Genomic DNA, 17,643 nt, shown 5'->3' on the forward strand with positions numbered 1-17,643 from the left:
GAGGGCCGATGGGCCTGCTGCACCAGCCCGAGCTCGAGCCCGGACCACACCGCGAGCTCGTCGACGCTCTGCACCGCCTGCACCACGAGGCAGGACGGCCCAGCGTCCGTGCCATCGGCCGCCGAGCGGGGTGCTCGCACACCACCGTCTACCACCTGTTCACGCATCCGCGACTACCTGCGTGGTCGCTGGTCGAGGTGGTGGTGCCGGCACTCGGCGGCGACCCCGCCGACTTCCGGGACCTCTGGCTGGCCGCGACCGCGGACGGCGCCCGGCACCTGCCCCCTCCCGCCCGGACCATCGCGGGCCGCCGCGCCGAGCTGCTCGTCGTACGCCGTCACCTCGAGGCCGGTGGTGGCCTGCTGGTGGTCACCGGCGAGCCGGGCATCGGCAAGACGACCGTCATGACGGCGGCGTCGCAGCAGGTCTCGACCTTCGTGGCACGAGCGGGTGGGGTGCCGATCCTCGCCGACGCGCCCTTCGCGCTCGTCGCCGACGCGCTGCGACAGGTCTGGCTCGATGACGAGGGTCGGTGGTTCGGGGAGGCGCTGGGCCGGTGTCCCGCCTTCGTGCCTGCGGCGCTGGCCAGGATCCTGCCGGAGGTCGGGGCGCCGGGCCGCGACGTGGACGACCGCTTCGCGACCGCTCGCCTCTTCGCGGCGATCGAGTCCACGCTCGCCGCGCTCGCCTCGTTCCGCCCGCTGGCGCTGGTCCTCGAGGACCTGCACTGGTCCGACCCCAGCTCGCGCGGCTTCGTCGAACGGCACGTCGTCGGCGGCAGGGGCGTCCCGATCGTCGCCAGCATGCGCACCGGCGAGTCCGCAGAGGCCGACGGGTGGCTGGTCCGCGTGCGTCGTGAGGCGGCCCTGGTCCTCAACCTGGCCCCGCTGACCCTCAAGGAGACCCGCGATCAGCTGCGCCTCCTCATCGGGCCACGACTGCGGCGCGGCGACGTCGAGCGGGTCCACGGGCTCAGCCGGGGAGTGCCGTTGTTCACCGAGGAGCTGGTGCGCTCGCCGAGTGCCGACGCCGTGCCGGAGCCGGTGGCCGAGCTGCTGTCCCGACAGGTCGACCACCTGAGCCCGAGCGCGCGGGCGGTGCTCCTCGTCGCAGCGCTCGCCGACCGCCCCCTGCCCGCGGGGCTGGTCGCGGACGCGACGTCGATGGACCGGCCCGAGCTCACCGACGCCCTGCGAGAGCTGGTCTCCTGCCACCTGCTCGCCGACCCGTACACGACGGCCGACGTCACCGTCCGGCACCCGCTGCTCGCTGCCACCGTGCGGGCCCGGCTCGTGCCGGGAGAGGCGGCCCCGGTGCATCGCAGGCTGGCCTCCGTCCTCGCCGCGACAGCGCGCCCGTCGCCGGCCGAGGTCGCCGAGCACTGGCGCGGCGCCGGCGACCCCCGGGAGGAGCTGCGCTGGCGCGTCGCCGCGGGTCGAGCGGCCTGCGACGGGCTGGCCCGCGACGAGGAGGCGGTCCACTGGGAGCGCGCCCTGGACCTCTGGCCCGAGGACGGCCCGGCTCCCGCGGAAGCGGGGACGACGAGGTCGGAGCTGCTCCTCGAGCTCGTCCACGCCATGATCGGGTCCGGGCGAACGGAGCAGGCGCGGTCACGGGTGGCGGAGGCGTTGTCGCTGGCTGGGGTCGTGCCCCGTGCCGACCACGCGCTGGCGCTGAGGCGCGCCAGCCAGGTGATGGCCGACGTCGACGCGGAGGCAGCCGTGCGGCTCGCCGACGAGGCGATCGCCGTGCTGACCGAGCTCGGCGACCGCGTCACCCTGGTGCGCGCCCTGGGCGACAAGTCCTGCGCGCTGCGCGGCGCCGGGAGGTACGACGACGCCTACCCCGTGGTCGACCAGGCACTGGCGGTCAGCGCCGAGCTCGACGACCTGGCTCTCCGCCGCGGCGCGCTGATCGAGCGGGCGTGGCTCGACGTCGCCGCGGGACACACGCTCGCGGGGCTGCGCGCGGCACGGGAGGCGAGGACCATGCTCGTGGAGGACGACCCGTTCAGCGACGTCTGGCTCGGCACCTACCACACCGACCTGCTCCTGATGCTGTGCGCGCCGGCAGACGACGTCGCCGACGCGGCCGACCCCGGCCTGGCCGCGGTGCGCGCGGCCGGGATCGAGTCCTGGGTGCTCAGCACGCTCCTGCTGTGCAACGTGGCCGAGGCCCGCATCCATGCGGGAGCCGTCGGCAGCGCCTCACGTCTGGTCCGGCCCCGCACCCGGGACGTGCCGCAGCAGGGCACCCGCTTCTTCCACCTCCTCCGCGCGTGGATCGAGGTGCTGCGCGGCGACCTGGAGGCCGCGGACCGACGTCTCGAGACCCTGACCCGGCTGGAGTTCGGCGTCAGCGCCCACCTGCAGGGGGTGGTGAGCGTGCAGGCGTTGTGCGACCTGTGGCGGGGCCTGCCGGTGCAGGCACTCGAGCGCATCGGCGACCGCATCGCCGGCGAGACCGCCACGTCGTGGTCTCCCTACACCGGGACCCTCCTGTGCCTGGCCGCCCGGGCCGCAGCCGACGTCGCCGAGGCCGACCCCACCCGGCGTCCCGTCCTCGCGGCCCGGCTCGCGGAGTGGCAGCACCAGTGGTCCGCAGATCCGCTCGGGCCGGACGCACCACACGCCGCAGCCCCCGCCGCGCGGAGCACGTGGCGCGCCGAGCTGGCGCGGCTCCACGGTGTCGCCCAGCTGCAGCACTGGGCCGGGGCGGCCGAGCAGTGGGACCTCGTCGGTCGCCCCCACGAGGCGGCGTACTGCCGCTGGCGGGCGGCCAAGCTCGCGCTGCTCGAGGGCCGCGGCACGCTCGCCGGCCGCCTGCTGCGCCGTGCCCACGCGCAGGCGCGCGGGCACGTGCCGCTCCTCGGCGTGATCGACCGCACCCGAGCCGCGGTCAGCGCTCCCGTCAGCGCCCCCGTCAGCGCCCCCGTGGCGCCGCGACGTGCTGGTAGTCCTTCGACGACACCCAGTAGCCGCCCCACTCCCAGCCGATCCGGGAGAACGCCGTGACCGGGAGGTCGCCGGCCCGGATCACGCCGAGGCGGGCCGGTGCCGATCGGTCGCGGCGGACGTCGGCGAAGGCCCGGCCGGCCGGGGGGTCGACGCGCCCCGGGCGGACGTAGGGGTTCTGCACCGGGTTGATGTCGATCGCCTCGCCGTAGGCGTGCTGTGACCAGCTCGTCTGTCCCGCGACGCGGCGGCAGTTGAACCCGGAGGTGTTGTTGGCCGCCATGGAGAGGTCGTCATCTGCGCGGTAGTCGTCGACGAGGCGCATCCGGGCGATCGGGAACCCTGCGTCGTACAGGCGTCCGAAGACCTCGGTCACGGGTCGCGCCCACCGTCGGTGGACGACCATCTCGCCGGTGCGGGCGCCGCCGTCGAAGTCGCGGTGGGTCATCCGGAGGTGGCGCAGGTCGCGCAGCGGCACGGGGCACCCGGGGCGGTGGCTGCGGCGCATCCGGTCGGCCAGGTCGGCGTCGACGCGACTGATCGAGGACTCGTACGCCGGGTCGTCGGCCTGCGCCTCCGCGCGGTCGTTCGCGAGTCCGGTGCAGCGCTGCCGGGACCGGAAGTCGGCGACGGCTCGCGTGCGGTCGGGACCGGCGAGCGGGACCGGGCGGCCGTCGACCGGCGAGATGCGGGCCGGCGTCCACGACTTCTGCACGGCTCCCCCGCCGTCGAGGGTGACGGTCAGGACGCCGCTGGCGGCCTGCCGGGCGTGGTACCAGACGAAGTTGCCGAGGCCGTAGCCCACCACCGCGTCGCCCGCCCACCCCGCGCCGCCGAGGACGTGGGAGTGGCTGCCCACGACGACGTCCGCGCCGGCGTCGGCGAGGTCGCGGGCGAGCAGCCGCTGCGACTGGGTCGGGCAGGACTGGTACTCCTTGCCCCAGTGCAGGTAGACGACGACGAGCTGGTCCTGCGCCGAGGCCGCCTCGACCGCGGCGACCAGCGCGTCGGCGTTGCTGCCTCGCGCCGACGCCGTACCGAGGCTGCCGGGGCGTGCGGTCCACACGGCGCTCGCGCCCTCGCGCTGGACCATGTCCGCGGCGAGGAAGGCGACCTCGAGCTCACCGACCTCGACCACGTGCGGGGCGTACGCCGCTGCACCCCGCCCAGCGCCGACCATCGCCACGCCGCGGTCCCGGCCGGCGGCCAGCGTGTCCTGCAGGCCCGTCGCGCCGTAGTCTCCGGCGTGGTTGTTGGCCACGCTCACCACGTCGACACCGGCGTCGGCCAGCACGTCGACGGAGCGGGGTCCCGTGCGGAACCAGTAGCGGTCGCCGGGGTTCTCCAGCTCCTTGGGGTCGCGCTGTCCCCGCCGGGTCACCGGTGTCTCGAGGTTGACCATCGCCACGTCTGCGTCCCGCAGCGTCCGGGAGATGCTCCCCAGCCCGCGCGGGCGGTCCAGCAGCTGCCCGGCCACGCCCTCGAAGTGCACGTCCCCACCGAACGCGAGGGTCACCTCACCCTCCCGCAGCGGCTCGGTCGTCGAGGTCTCTCCGGCGGCGGGACGCGACGGTGGCGGTTCCTCGGCGGGGGCCGAGCTGCACCCGGAGAGCACCAGCACGCAGGCGACGACTCCCCCGACGTGACGCGCCCGAACGTCCATCCCTCGATTGTGCCCCGGGCGTGGTTGAACCTTTGTCGAGCCTGGTCGCTCCGGGGATGGACACCACTGTCGGACCGGCAGATCCTTGGATCACGACCGGGCGGAGGGAGGTCTCGTGAGCGCGCTCCCCCGCCCTGACCTGCCACCCGGACCGCACCGCGACCTCGTGGTCGAGCTCCACGGCCTCCACCACCGCGCGGGGTGGCCCTCGCTGCGCACCCTCGCTGCGAGGACGGGCGTCTCGCACACGACCGTCTCCAAGGTCTTCTCCGCGCCGGCGCTCCCGACCTGGGGCACCCTCGAGCTGCTGGTCGAGGCGATGGACGGTGACACCGGCGAGCTCCACCGGCTGTGGCTCGCGGCGACCAACCCGTCGGACGTGGGTCCCACGCCGGCACCGGGGATCGCCGGCCGTCGGAGCGAGCTCGCGGCCGTACGCCGTCATCTCGAGGAAGGCGCCGGCCTCCTCCTCGTCACCGGTGAGGCCGGGATGGGCAAGACCACGGTCCTGACGAGTGCCGTGGCGCAGGTGCAGGACACCGTGCTGGTCGCCTGCGGCCGGTGCCTGCCTCTCTCGAGCGAGGTGCCACTGCTGCCGATCGCCGACGCGCTCCGACAGCTGGGGCGTGCCGACGACGGGCGGGCCGCGGCCGACGCCTTCCACACGTGCCCCGCGCACGTACGCGACGCCGTGTCGGTCCTGCTGCCCGAGTGGTCCACGGAGACCGTGGCCGTTCCGCACGCGGACGACCGGTGGCTGCGCCAGAGGCTGTTCCTGGGTGTCGCCGAGCTCTGCCACGCCGTGGCCCGGTCACGGCCCTTCGCGTTCGCGCTGGAGGACCTGCACTGGGCGGACGGCCTGACGCTCGACCTCGTCGAGCACCTCGTCCGGGACTCGCAGGTGCGGGTGCTGGGCTCGTGGCGCACCGACGACCCGGAGGTGACCGAGCAGCACCGGGAGTGGTTCGCCCGGATGCTTCGCGACGCGGACACGGTGCCGTTGGAACCGCTCACCGCGGAGGAGACGTGGGAGCAGGTGCGGCTCCTCCGCCCGGACGCGACGGCCGAGGACGCGGCCCGGATCCACGTACGCAGTCGCGGCCAGCCGCTCTTCACCGAGCAGCTCGCACAGGCCGACGCGGGACACCCCACCTACCTCGACGACCTCCTGGACAGACGCGTCGGACACCTGGCCGGCGCCTGGTGGGCCGTCGCGTCCGTGCTGGGCGTCGCGGACCGACGGATGACCGCACCAGAGGTCGCGCGCGCCGCCGATGTCGAGGAGGGGTTGCTCGCCGACGTGGTGCGAGACCTGCGGGAGCAGCGACTGGTCGACGTCGATGCGGGCGGCGTGCAGCTGCGCCACCCGCTCCTCGCCGAGGCCGTGCGGCGTCGGCTGCTGCCCGGTGAGGCCGTCACAGCGCACCGCGCGGTGGCCGCGACCCTGGCCGCGGGCAGCGACCCCGAACCCGCCGAGGTCGCACTGCACTGGCGGGCCGCCGACGACGCGGACGAGGAGCGCGCCTGGCAGGTGCGAGCCGCGCGCGCCGCGGCCGAACGCTACGCGGGGATGCAGGCGGCCGGCCACTGGCTGCGCGCACTGGCACTGTGGCCTCCCGGTGCGGCCGAGGTCGACGACCCACCGGTGCGCCGTCACGAGGTCGTGGCGGGCCTCGCGGCCCAGCTCGACCTCGCCGGTCGGCCGCGCGACGCCGTGCCCGTCCTCGAGTCCGAGCTGGCCCTGGCGGACCCGCCACACCTGTACGACGTCGCCGAGCGCGCGGACCTGCTCCACCAGCTGGCCAGGTTCAACTCCTCGCAGTTCGTGACGGGAGACGTGGGCCTACGACTCGTGGCGCAGTCGATCGAGCTCTACCGGACGCTGCCGCCGACCCCGGGACTCGCCGCGGCGCTGACGTGGCGAGGCACCGAGCTCGAGTGGCACGGTCGGCGCATCGACGCGACGCTCGCCCTGGCCGAGGCCGCCCAGGTGGCTGCGGAAGCAGGGGACCGCCAGCTCGAACGAACGGTCCGGGCGCAGTGGGTCTGGCAGCTCGCCACGCTGGGTCACGACGGGGCCCTCGACGAGATCGAGCGCGTGGTCCGCGACTTCGGTCCCGACGGCGACCTGCCGCGGAACCTGTACGTCGCCATCCGCCACACCGACATCCTCCTCATGGCCGGGCGTCCTGCGGACGAGGTGCTGCGAGCTGCGGAACCGACGTTGCAGCAGGCAGCACGGTGGGAGGCCACCACGAGCCGAGCCAACGTGCTCCTGAGCAACGTGGCGCAGGCGCTGCGCCGCGCCGGTCGCCTCCGCGAAGCGGTGCAGCGCCTGCAGGTCGACACCAGCAACGACGTGCCGGACGGCGTGCCCTTCCTCCACCTCGAGCGTGCCATGCTGGAGGTGCTCCTCGGCCACGAGGAGGAGGCGCGACGGCGGCTGGGTGTGTTCGACGTCGGTCATCACGAGGTCGTCGACACGGTGCTCCTCGCGGGGCGCCTGCACTTCGCGGCCTGGATGGGAGACCCCGCAGATGGCATCCCGCTGGCACGGGCCGTGCTCCTCGGGCGACATGACGAAGTAGCGCCCGGAACCGCGGGTGACCTCCTCGTGCTGACCGCCCGCACCGCCGTCGACGCGTCGACCGCCGGCACCGTCTCGGAGCGGAGGACCGTCGCCCGCAGCCTCGACGAGCTCCGGGCGGCCATGCACCACGACCCCTTCTCGCGCACCTCGGTGCTGGCCGACCGGGCATGCCTTCCCCAGTGGGACGCGGAGAGGCTGCGCCTGCTCGGTCAGGACACCGTCGAGGCGTGGCTGGGAGCGGCCACCACCTGGCACGACCTCGAGCGTCCGCACGACGCGGCGTACTGCCGGTGGCGAGCAGCCGAAGCGGCGCTGCGCGAGGGTCGAGGGACGGTCGCAGCGCGTGTGTTGAAGAGGGCCGCCGTCGATGCGCGAGAGCACGTCCCCCTCACGCACGCGATCGCCGAGACGGCCGCCACCGGACGCCGCAGGGGGTGACTCAGGCCGCGTCCGCGGCCAGGTGCCGCGACACCGCGAGCGCGGCCTGGCGGCCGGCGCGCGAGGCGCCGACGGTGCTCGCCGACGGGCCGTAGCCGACGAGCTGGACGCGCGGGTCGACGACCGACGTGGTCGCGCCCTGCACGTTGCCGGGCACGGGGACGAGGGCGATGCCACCCGCGGACGACCGCAGCCCGAGGGGCGCGAGGTGCTCGACGGCAGGCCGGAAGCCGGTCGCCCAGAGGATCACGTCGACCCGCTCGAAGCGCCCGTCCTCCCACCGCACGCCGTCGGGCTCGATCCGCTCGAACATCGGGAGCCGCCGCTCGTAGACGCCGAGCCGGGCGGCCTCCTGCTCCTGGGGACGCAGGGCCAGACCGGTCACGCTGACCACGCTCGCCGGCGGCAGGCCGCGTCGTACGCGCTCCTCGACGGCGGTGACCGCGGCGAGGCCGGCTGCGGAGTCGAAGTCGTCGTCGCGCCACACCGGCGGACGCCGGGTCACCCACAGCGTGTCGGTGACGGGCGCGAGCTCGCCCAGGAGCTGGACCGCGGAGGCGCCGCCGCCCACCACCAGCACCCGCTTGCCGCGGAAGTGGTCGGCGCCCGGGTAGCCGGCGGTGTGCAGCTGCTCGCCGGCGAACGACGCGATGCCCGGGTAGTGCGGCACGAACGGGCGGGTCCAGGTACCGGTGGCGTTGACCAGGGTCCGGGTGCGCCAGACGCGGTCACCGGCGCGCACGACGAGCAGGTCGCCCTCGCTCTCGACGCGGTCCACCCGGACCGGGCGCACGACGGGGAGGTGGTGCCACCGCTCGTAGCCGTCGAAGTAGTCGGGCACGAGGAGGTTGGCGGCGCGCCGGCTGCCGTCGGGTGCGGTCGAGGCGGGCAGGTCGGCGACCCCGTGCACGTCCTCCATGCTCAGGGACGACCAGCGGTGCTGCCACGCCCCGCCCGGACCCGGGTTGGCGTCGAGGACGACATGGTCGATGCCGCGCTGGCGCAAGAAGTAGGACGCGGCGAGGCCGGCCTGACCGGCGCCGATGACGACCGAGTCCAGCACCGGGTCGGGGTTCTCCATGCCGGGTCAACGCACGCCCGTCCAGACCTATGCCCGCCCGGTCCGGCGTGGCAGCCTCGACCCATGACCACTTCCGTCGCTGCACTCGCCACCCGCCTCCTGGAGCTCCACCACACCGGCACCACGCTGGTCCTGCCCAACGTCTGGGACGCCTGGTCCGCGAAGGTGGTCGCCGAGGCCGGCTTCGGCGCGCTCAGCATCGGCAGCCACCCGCTGGCCGACTCCCGCGGCCAGGGCGACAACGAGGACATGACGCTCGACGACGCCCTCGACGGCGTACGCCGGATCTGCTCGGCCGTGCCCGACGTCCCGGTGACCGCCGACATGGAGGCCGGCTACGGCGCCGCGCCCGCCGAGCTGGTCGAGCGGCTGCTCGAGGCCGGTGCCGTGGGCCTCAACGTCGAGGACACCGTGCACTCGGAGGGTGGGCGGATGCGGTCGGCGGCCGAGCACGCCGACTACATCGGCGCGGTGCGCCAGGCGGCCGACGCGGCCGGCGTCGACCTCGTCGTCAACGCACGCACCGACGTCTTCCTCAAGAAGGACCTCTTCGACGACCCGGTCGCCGAGGCGATCACCCGCCTGCGGGCCTGCGAGGAGGCGGGCGCGCGCTGCGTCTACCCCGTCGGCGTACCGGACGCGACCGCCCTGCAGGCCCTGCTCGACGCACTGTCCGGGCCGGTCAACGTCATCGCCAACCCGCGCACCGGAAGCGCCGCCGGGTCGCTGGAGGACCTGCAGGTGATGGGCGTGCACCGGGTGACCTTCGGCCCCAAGCTGATGCAGGAGCTCGCCCCCGACCTCGCCGCGCTGGTCGCACCCTGGAGGTGACGTCCAGGCGGGCGCCGACCCGGCGTAGCATCACCAGCCGTGAGCGCTGCTGAGTTCCACTACTCCGACCTCCTCCCCACCGCCGGTTCCAACGGCGCTCCGGAGACTCCCTACCGGCTGCTCACGACCGAAGGCGTGTCGACGACCGAGGTCGGCGGGCGGACGTTCCTCACCGTCGAGCCCGAGGCGATCCGGCGGCTCACCGAGGAGGCGATGCACGACATCAGCCACTACCTCCGACCCGGCCACCTCGCCCAGCTGCGCAAGATCATCGACGACCCCGAGGCGTCCGGCAACGACCGCTTCGTCGCGCTCGACCTGCTCAAGAACGTCAACATCTCCGCCGGCGGCGTGCTGCCGATGTGCCAGGACACCGGCACCGCGATCGTGATGGGCAAGAAGTCCGAGGGCGTCCTCACCGGCGCCGACGACGGCGAGGCCATCAGTCGCGGCGTGTACGACGCCTACACCCGGCTCAACCTCCGCTACTCCCAGCTCGCGCCGCTGACGACGTTCGAGGAGAAGAACACCGGCACCAACCTGCCGGCGCAGATCGAGCTCTACTCGACGCCGGCCAAGGACGTGCCGGAGTACAAGTTCCTCTTCATGGCCAAGGGCGGCGGCTCGGCCAACAAGTCGTTCCTCTTCCAGGAGACCAAGGCCGTCCTCAACCCGACGCGGCTGATGGAGTTCCTCGACGAGAAGATCCGCTCGCTCGGCACCGCTGCGTGCCCGCCGTACCACCTCGCGGTCGTCATCGGCGGCACCAGCGCGGAGTTCGCCCTCAAGACCGCCAAGTACGCCTCCGCGCACTACCTCGACGACCTGCCGACCGAGGGCTCGATGAGCGCCCACGGCATCCGCGACGTCGAGCTGGAGGAGAAGGTCTTCGAGCTCACCCAGTCCTTCGGCATCGGCGCGCAGTTCGGCGGCAAGTACTTCTGCCACGACGTCCGCGTGGTCCGCCTCCCCCGCCACGGCGCGTCGTGCCCCGTCGCGATCGCCGTCTCCTGCTCGGCCGACCGGCAGGCGCTCGGGAAGATCACGCCCGAGGGCGTCTTCCTCGAGCAGCTCGAGACCGACCCGGCGCACTACATGCCCGACGCGGGCATGGCCCACGACATCGAGGGCGGCGCGGTCGTGCCGATCGACCTCAACCAGCCGATGGCCGACATCCTCGCCGAGCTGTCGAAGCACCCGGTCAAGACGCGGCTCTCGCTCACCGGTCCGCTGGTCGTCGCGCGCGACATCGCGCACGCCAAGATCAAGGAGCGCCTCGACGCCGGCGAGGAGATGCCCGACTACCTGCGCAACCACCCCGTCTACTACGCCGGTCCGGCCAAGACCCCGGCCGGCATGCCGTCCGGGTCGTTCGGGCCGACCACGGCCGGCCGGATGGACTCGTACGTCGAGCAGTTCCAGGCCGCCGGTGGGTCGATGGTCATGCTCGCCAAGGGCAACCGCTCCAAGGCCGTCACCGAGGCGTGCCACGCCCACGGCGGGTTCTACCTCGGCTCGATCGGCGGCCCGGCCGCCCGGCTCGCACAGGACTGCATCCGGTCCGTCGAGGTGGTCGAGTACGAGGAGCTCGGCATGGAGGCGGTGTGGAAGATCGAGGTCGAGGACTTCCCTGCCTTCATCGTCGTCGACGACAAGGGCAACGACTTCTTCACCGACCCCTCGGGCGCGGTGACCGTGCCCATCTCTGGAATCCGGGTTCGCTCGGCCCAGTAGCGCTCAGGTGGCGCTGATGCGGGCGGCGAGGTCGGCCGCCGCCTCCCCGATCCGGTGGCCCAGCACCTCTGCTCCCTCGACCCGCCCCTGGTGGGCGCCACCGAGCCAGACGGTGGCGATCGGCGCGATGGCCTGCACGGCCTCGCGCACCGCCGGGAGGTCCTCGACGGTCGGGACGGCCAGCACCACGGCGTCGGGCATCAGCGCACGGGCGGTGTCGACCCAGCTCTCGACCGGCAGGTCGGCGCCGAGGTAGGTGACGTTGACGCCGCGGCTGCGCAGCACCATCGCGAACGCCATCACGCCCAGCTCGTGGCGCGAGCCGCGGGCCAGTCCGGCCATCACGTGCGGCGCCGCGGGCTCAGCGTGCGGCAACTGGTGGAAGGCCTGCGCGAGCCGACGCAGGACGGCGGCGCTGACGAAGTGCTCCCCCGCGACGCTGACGGCGCCCTGCTGCCAGGCCTCACCGAGCCGCACGAGCGACGGCATCAGCCACTCGTCGACCGCGACGGCCAGGTCACCCTCGGCGAACGCCTTGTCGAGCATGCTCTCCAGTCGTACGACGTCGAAGTCCTCGCCGCACGAGGCCAGGTCGTCGAGCCGGGCCAGCGGCGATCCCGGCCTGGGCTCGGCGGCGACGGAGCCGACCGGCTCGTCCAGCACGCGCCTGGCAGCGTCTCGCGGCGCCCACCCCGAGTCGACGAGGTCGCGCATCACGGACAGGCGGCGGACCGCCTCGTCGTCGTAGAGGCGGTAGTTGCCCTCGGTGCGGGCCGGTGACACCACGCCATACCTCTGCTCCCACTTGCGCAGGGTCTCGCGCGGCACTCCGGTCAGCTGTGCGGTGCGTCCGACGGTGTACACGTCCCCAAGGGTAGCGAACTTTGGACAAAGTGTGGACAGCGATCTACCGTTCCCTTGTCCCCAACAGTGGACAAACTGTGGACAACCCGCAGGCGCACTCCCCAGGAGACCCACCCATGACGACGATGACGACGCTGGCGGCACACCCGACGACCGACCTCCACGGGCGTACGAACCGCCGGCTGCGCGCGGCGGGCATCGCGGCCCTCGTCGCCGCGGCGGTGGGCTCCGTGCTCGGCGCGTCACCCGCGATGTCCGACGCTCCCTCGACCGACAGCCACTGCCGGATGGATCTCGTGGGCAGCTACTGGTCGAGCAGTGGCTGCACCGACGAGCCGGCGGCGACGAGCGCCCGCTGAACCGCTGACGCTGAGCCGCCGCTGAGCCGCTCTGGCGCGGTCAGCTGACGGCGCCGAGGCGGGTGGCCAGGGCGGCCGCGGCCGCACCCGCGTGGTGGCCGAGGTGCACCGGGCCCTCGACGCGGTCCTGGTGGGCGCCGCCGAGCAGCACCTCGGTCATCGGCAGGAGCGCGTTGCTCACCTCTCGCACCGCCGGGAGGTCCTCGATCGTCGGGGCGGCGAGCACCACCGCCTGCGGCTGGATGAGCCGGACGGCGCCCACCCAGGCCTCCAGCGGCAGGTCTCCGCCGAGGTAGGTCACCGCGACACCGCGCGACCTCAGCACCAGCGCGAACGCCAGCACGCCGATCTCGTGGCGGGAGCCGCGTGCGAGCCCGACGACGACGCGCGGCCCCCCGCTCGGGGCGGGCGGCAGGGACTGGAAGGTGAGGGCGAGCCTGCGGTGCACGGCGCCGGTCACGAAGTGCTCACCGGCCACCGAGACGAGCCCGCGCTGCCACGCCTTGCCGAGGTGGACCATCGATGGAAGCAGCCAGTCGTCGACCACCGACACGACGTCGATGTCGGCGAACCCCTCGGCGAGCAGCCGCTCGAGCTGGGGGACGTCGAAGTCCTGCGCGCACGAGACGAGGGTCTCGAAGCGAGCCTCGTAGGCCGGCTCCTCGGGTCGCTCGACCTCGGCCTCCGCGGCCGCGACGTCCTCGGTCACGTGGCGGGCCGCCTCCTGCGCCGTCCAGCCGGCCTCGACCAGGCTGCGCATCACGCTGAGCCGGCGCACCGCCTCGTCGTCGTAGAGCCGGTAGTTGCCGGGCGAGCGCTGCGGCACGACCACGCCGTAGCGCTGCTCCCACTTGCGGAGCGTCCCCGAGGGCACGCCGGTGAGCTCGGCGGTGCGGCTCACTGTGTACACACCTTCACGGTAGACGGGCGACAGGCGTCTGGGCAGCCATTTCGGGACACGTTCTGCTGCGCGGCGACCTGGACGAACCCTGCCGAGCGCCCCCCGGCCTCCCGTGCCCGGGCCGCCGTCGGGGCCGGCGCGGGACTTGGCAGGATGGCGCCATGGTGAGCCCCGAGACCCCGTACGACGCCGGGACCAGCGTGGAGGTCGCCCGCGCGGAGAGCCCCCGCGGCGAGGTGGTGCTGCGACGGCGTACGTCCGGGAACGGCGCCGACGTGCTCGAGCTCCGCGTCAACGGGGTGTTCGTGATGGACACCCTCGAGACGACGAGCGAGATCGAGCTCGCCGCGCAGGCGCTCGACCTCGTCGAGGAGCCGTCAGCGGTGCTCGTCGGCGGGCTCGGGCTCGGCTTCACGCTCCAGCGGGTCCTGGCCGACCCCCGTGTCGAGCGGGCGGTCGTGGTGGAGATCGAGGAGGCGCTGATCCGGTGGATGCGCGACGGCACGGTGCCGCACGGGCCCGGCGTGCTCGCCGACACCCGCGCGAGCCTCGTCAACGCCGACATCGCGATGGCGATCGCCGAGGCGCGGTCGACGTACGACCTGGTGCTCCTCGACGTGGACAACGGCCCGGGCTACCTGGTGCACGAGCGCAACGAGGCGGTGTACGCCGAGGAGTTCCTCCGGCGCTGCCGCGACGTGCTGGGCCCCGGGGGCGTGCTGGTGGTCTGGTCGGCCAGCGCCGCGCCGGAGCTGCTCGCCTCGCTCGAGGCGGTGTTCGGTGCCGCGGAGGAGCAGGCCCACGACGTGCTGCTGCAGGACCGCCCGGAGCAGTACTACCTCTACCTGGCCCGTCGCTGAGGCCCGCCGGACCTCAACGCAGGAAGGCCTCGAGCACCGGGCCGGCGGTCTGCGACCCGGAGACGCCGGTCTCGACGAAGACGGCGACCGCGAGGTCGCCCCGGGTCGCGATCATCCACGCGTGCGTCGGGAGCGACCCGGACGCGTCGGGCTGGCCGTGCTCCGCGGTGCCGGTCTTGGCGCCGACCTCGCCCGGGACGTCCTGGAGGAAACGGCCCGAGCCCGTGGTCACCACGGCCCGCATCAGGCCGCGCAACGTGCCCGACTCGGGTCCGGTCAGCGGCGCCTGCGGCGGCACCTGCTCGACCCGGTGGTCCGGGAGCAGCACGGGCAGCACGGCCCGACCGGCCCGGACGGACGCGGCGACCGTGGCCATGGCGAACGGGCTGGCCAGCACGGTGCCCTGGCCGATCATGTCGGCGGCGGCGCCCGTCTCGGTCTCCGGCGGCGGCACCTGCCCGAAGTAGACCGGGAAGCCGAGGTCGTGGTCGGTGCCGAGCCCGAGGGCCTGCGCGGCGGCGGTGAGCTCGCCCTCCGCGAGGCGGTCGGCGTTGCCGATGAGGGCGGTGTTGCACGACTGGGCGATGGCCTGGGTGAGGGTGACGTCGCCGAGCGAGGAGGCCGGGTAGTCGTCGTAGTTCTTGAACGACCGCCCGTCCACGACCGTGGTGGCAGGGCACGACACGACGTCGTCGACGCCCATCCCGCTGCGCAGCAGGGCGAGCGACGTGACGACCTTGAAGGTCGAGCCGGGGGCGTACTGCCCGGTCATCGCGAGGTCCGCACCCGCGGCGCCGGCGCCGTTGGCGCTCGCCAGGACCGCGCCGTCGGAGGGACGGATGGCCACGAGCGCTGCCGCCGGGGCGCCGTCGCCGAGGCCGGCGAGCACGTCCTCGGCCTTCTGCTGCAGCGCGGGATCGAGGGTGGTGGCGAGGTCGGCACCGTCGGTGGCGGGGACCTGGGCGAGGGTGCGCAGCTGGTCGTCGGCGCCCCGGGCGACGACGGCGGTCCCGGGCTGTCCCCGCAGCTGCTCGTCGTAGCGCTGCTGGAGGCCCGACAGCCCGACCTCGTCACCGGCGACGATGCGGCCCTCCGAGGCCTCGACGACCTCGGCGGTGGCCGGGCCGACGCGTCCGAGCAGGGCCGCGGCGAACTCGCGCGTCGGGGCGAGCGGCAGGGTGTCCCGCACGGCGAGCGCACCCCGGACCTCCGCGAAGGCCGGCAGCACCTCGAGGGCGTCGTCCTCGCGCAGGACGAGGGCCTCGACGAAGGCCTCTGCGCCCATCGCCTCCGCGCGCTCGACGTACGACGCCACGTCGACGTCGAGGACCCGGGCGATCCGGCGGGCGCTGCGGGTGACCTGCGGGCCGTCGACCTTGGTCTTGTCCAGCCCGTAGCGCAGCACCGGTCGCTCGGTCACGAGGACCGCGCCCCCGGCCCCGGTGATGTCGCCGCGCACCGGGTCGAGCGTGCGCAGGCCGAGGGAGTCACCCTCGGCGAGGTCGGGGACCAGCGCGTCGGGCGCCCAGTCGACCCGCCAGCCGGTGCCGGTCGGCACCAGGGCCACCGTGGTGTCGTACTCCCACGGAGCGTCGGTCAGGTCCCACCGCCAGGCCAGTACCGCCGTCGCCGAGCCGGGGTCGTCGCTGGTGGCCTCGACCTCGTCGACCGAGGCGACCTCGACGGCGACCGGCACGTCCTCGAGCGGGGACACGAGGTCGGCGAACGCGGCACGGTCGGCCCCGTCGGTCAACGGGACGTCGCCGAGCGAGTGCTCCGACAGGGCGGCGGCGAGGTCGTCGGCCACTCCGGACGGCGGGGCGGCGTCGTCACCACCGAGCACGGAGCAGGCCGAGCTCACCCCCACGAGCAGAGCGGCGACCCCGAGACGGAGAGATCGCATGCCCCCGATGGTCTCAGGCGAACCGCTCGCGGTAGTGGGAGGACCCGCCGGCGTAGGCCTCCCAGTCGACGCCGTCCACGTCCGCGCCCGCGAGCACGGCAGCGAGGCGGTCGAGGTAGTACTCCCAGCCGGGGCCGACGCTCGCAGCCATCTCGACACCCGTGGCACCCGGCGCGAGCACCTGGACGAACCGCAGCGACGTGACGCCATCAGTCTCCTCGAGCTCGAGCTCCATGTGCCACACCGCCTGCTCCCCCGAGCCGTCCTCGCTGAAGGGCTGCGGCTCGCGACCGCGGACGACGAAGCGTCGCGGCGGCTCGCACGCCAGCACGTCCATCTCCTCGGCGGGGGCGTCGTCACCCTCCGCTGTCATCCGGAAGGTCACCGACCCGGTCGCGGGGTCGCCGCTCCACGTGCCGATCCAGCGCTCCATGCGCGAGGGGTCGGTGCAGGCCGCCCAGACGTCGTCGAGCGGCGCCCGGAGCTCGCGCTCGATCACGAGCAGGGTGCTGCCGTCGCGCTCCTCGCGCCGGCCGTTCATCGAGGTGGTGCTCATGCGGTGTCCTCCTGCGGTGGGGATGGGTGGTGCGCCACGTGGTCCGCGGCGGCACCGACGACGGGGTCGGCGGCGGCCCGGCGCTCGCGCACCGTGCGGCGCACCTCGAGCTCGAGACCGTCGAAGGCCGACTCCGCGAACCTCGGCCGTGGCGCGCCCGCACCCTCGACCACGGCCAGCCAATCGGTGAGGACGGCCAGCCCGTCGCGCCGGAGCCGGTAGTGCCGCTCGCGCCCGCGGTCCTCGGCCTCGACGAGACCCGCCTCGGCGAGCACCTTCAGGTGACGGCTGATCGCCGGCCGGCTGATCGGGTGGTCGGCCGTCAGGTCGACCACGCGGGCCGCCCCCCGCGCCAGCCGTACGACGAGGTCGCGGCGCACCGGGTCAGCGAGGGCGGCAAACGGATCCACGGGCTATTGGTAACCCATTCGTTACCAATTGTCAAGGGTGGCCGAACGAGACGCCCATCCCGCGCGACTCTGGACAAACCTCGGACAAACAGTGGACAAACACTCGACAGCCGCCCCGTCGCCGTGATTCCGTGGAGCCTCGACCTTGATCCCCCCACAAGGAGCACCGACATGACGCGCACCTCCCGCACCGCCTCCGGCCTCGCCGCCCTCTCCCTCGGCGTGGCGACCGTCGTCCTCGCGCCCACTGCGGCCCAGGCCAAGCCCGACACCGACTGCATGCGCGCTGGCATCAGCACGCTCAAGTCGGCCGGGCTCCTCTCGTCCGTGGCCAAGGACGGCCTCCCGATCGCCACGGCCGTCTCGGTCGGCGTGGCCCCCCGGGCCGGCACCGACGTCGCCTCCCTCCCGGACCCGCTCCCCCTCTCGGTCGTCCTGGCCGACCACCGGGCGGGCGACGACAGCCTGTTCATCTACCCCTGGTGCTGATGCTCGACGC

14 protein-coding genes are annotated in these 17,643 nt (G+C 74.0%); 7 read left to right on the top strand and 7 right to left on the bottom strand.

Annotated features, from left to right (window positions below; all coding sequences use genetic code 11):
- The first annotated feature begins 8 nt into the window (after positions 1-8).
- On the top strand, positions 9-3,014 hold the full coding sequence (locus HOO61_RS22080) for an AAA family ATPase (RefSeq protein ID WP_172261915.1): 3,006 nt from the start codon (positions 9-11) through the stop codon (positions 3,012-3,014).
- Here the strand turns inward: HOO61_RS22080 and HOO61_RS22085 are convergent.
- Positions 2,923-4,617, bottom strand: coding sequence for a CapA family protein (locus HOO61_RS22085; protein WP_172261917.1), 1,695 nt, complete (start codon positions 4,615-4,617; stop codon positions 2,923-2,925). The genes HOO61_RS22080 and HOO61_RS22085 overlap by 92 nt on opposite strands.
- A gap of 115 nt (positions 4,618-4,732) precedes the next feature.
- On the opposite strand from HOO61_RS22085, the gene HOO61_RS22090 reads away from it, so the two are divergent.
- On the top strand, positions 4,733-7,645 hold the full coding sequence (locus tag HOO61_RS22090; RefSeq protein WP_172261919.1) for a helix-turn-helix domain-containing protein: 2,913 nt from the start codon (positions 4,733-4,735) through the stop codon (positions 7,643-7,645).
- Position 7,646: 1 nt separating this feature from the next.
- Here HOO61_RS22090 and HOO61_RS22095 read toward each other — a convergent pair whose 3' ends face one another.
- A complete protein-coding gene (locus HOO61_RS22095) occupies positions 7,647-8,726 on the bottom strand; it encodes an NAD(P)-binding domain-containing protein (protein WP_172261921.1) in 1,080 nt (359 codons plus the stop codon).
- A gap of 63 nt (positions 8,727-8,789) precedes the next feature.
- Between HOO61_RS22095 and HOO61_RS22100 the strand changes: the two genes are divergently transcribed.
- Both HOO61_RS22100 and HOO61_RS22105 read left to right on the top strand, forming a co-directional pair.
- Entirely contained in the window at positions 8,790-9,557 is a 768-nt protein-coding gene (locus tag HOO61_RS22100; protein WP_172261923.1) for an isocitrate lyase/phosphoenolpyruvate mutase family protein, read from the top strand.
- Positions 9,558-9,596: 39 nt separating this feature from the next.
- Entirely contained in the window at positions 9,597-11,291 is a 1,695-nt protein-coding gene (locus HOO61_RS22105; protein ID WP_172261926.1) for a fumarate hydratase, read from the top strand.
- Between the two features lie 3 nt (positions 11,292-11,294).
- On the opposite strand, the gene HOO61_RS22110 is transcribed toward HOO61_RS22105, so the two are convergent.
- A complete protein-coding gene (locus HOO61_RS22110) occupies positions 11,295-12,155 on the bottom strand; it encodes a MerR family transcriptional regulator (RefSeq protein ID WP_172261928.1) in 861 nt (286 codons plus the stop codon).
- Between the two features lie 116 nt (positions 12,156-12,271).
- On the opposite strand from HOO61_RS22110, the gene HOO61_RS22115 reads away from it, so the two are divergent.
- Positions 12,272-12,514 (top strand): hypothetical protein, encoded by a 243-nt coding sequence (locus tag HOO61_RS22115; protein ID WP_172261930.1) that lies wholly within the window; start codon positions 12,272-12,274, stop codon positions 12,512-12,514.
- A gap of 40 nt (positions 12,515-12,554) precedes the next feature.
- On the opposite strand, the gene HOO61_RS22120 is transcribed toward HOO61_RS22115, so the two are convergent.
- On the bottom strand, positions 12,555-13,424 hold the full coding sequence (locus HOO61_RS22120; RefSeq protein ID WP_172261932.1) for a MerR family transcriptional regulator: 870 nt from the start codon (positions 13,422-13,424) through the stop codon (positions 12,555-12,557).
- A 152-nt stretch (positions 13,425-13,576) separates the two neighbouring features.
- Here HOO61_RS22120 and HOO61_RS22125 point away from each other — a divergent pair, with 152 nt between their 5' ends.
- On the top strand, positions 13,577-14,275 hold the full coding sequence (locus HOO61_RS22125; RefSeq protein WP_172261934.1) for a spermidine synthase: 699 nt from the start codon (positions 13,577-13,579) through the stop codon (positions 14,273-14,275).
- Positions 14,276-14,288: 13 nt separating this feature from the next.
- Here the strand turns inward: HOO61_RS22125 and HOO61_RS22130 are convergent, their stop codons facing one another.
- From HOO61_RS22130 to HOO61_RS22140, 3 genes are read right to left on the bottom strand one after another with little or no spacing between them, the layout of a single operon-like run.
- Positions 14,289-16,178, bottom strand: a complete 1,890-nt coding sequence (locus HOO61_RS22130) for a penicillin-binding transpeptidase domain-containing protein (protein ID WP_172261936.1) — start codon at positions 16,176-16,178, stop codon at positions 14,289-14,291.
- A 13-nt stretch (positions 16,179-16,191) separates the two neighbouring features.
- Positions 16,192-16,734 carry an SRPBCC family protein gene (locus tag HOO61_RS22135; RefSeq protein ID WP_172261938.1) on the bottom strand — a complete coding sequence of 181 codons (543 nt, stop codon included), beginning with the start codon at positions 16,732-16,734 and terminating at the stop codon, positions 16,192-16,194.
- Positions 16,731-17,144: a metalloregulator ArsR/SmtB family transcription factor gene (locus HOO61_RS22140; RefSeq protein ID WP_172261940.1), complete on the bottom strand. Its 414-nt coding sequence runs from the start codon at positions 17,142-17,144 to the stop codon at positions 16,731-16,733. The genes HOO61_RS22135 and HOO61_RS22140 overlap by 4 nt, the downstream gene beginning before the upstream one ends.
- A gap of 171 nt (positions 17,145-17,315) precedes the next feature.
- Between HOO61_RS22140 and HOO61_RS22145 the strand changes: the two genes are divergently transcribed.
- Positions 17,316-17,633 (top strand): hypothetical protein, encoded by a 318-nt coding sequence (locus HOO61_RS22145; protein WP_172261942.1) that lies wholly within the window; start codon positions 17,316-17,318, stop codon positions 17,631-17,633.
- Positions 17,634-17,643 lie beyond the last annotated feature (10 nt).

It is taken from the genome of Nocardioides sp. zg-1230 (assembly GCF_013155335.1).
In the GTDB taxonomy this organism is placed as follows: Bacteria; Actinomycetota; Actinomycetes; order Propionibacteriales; family Nocardioidaceae; genus Nocardioides.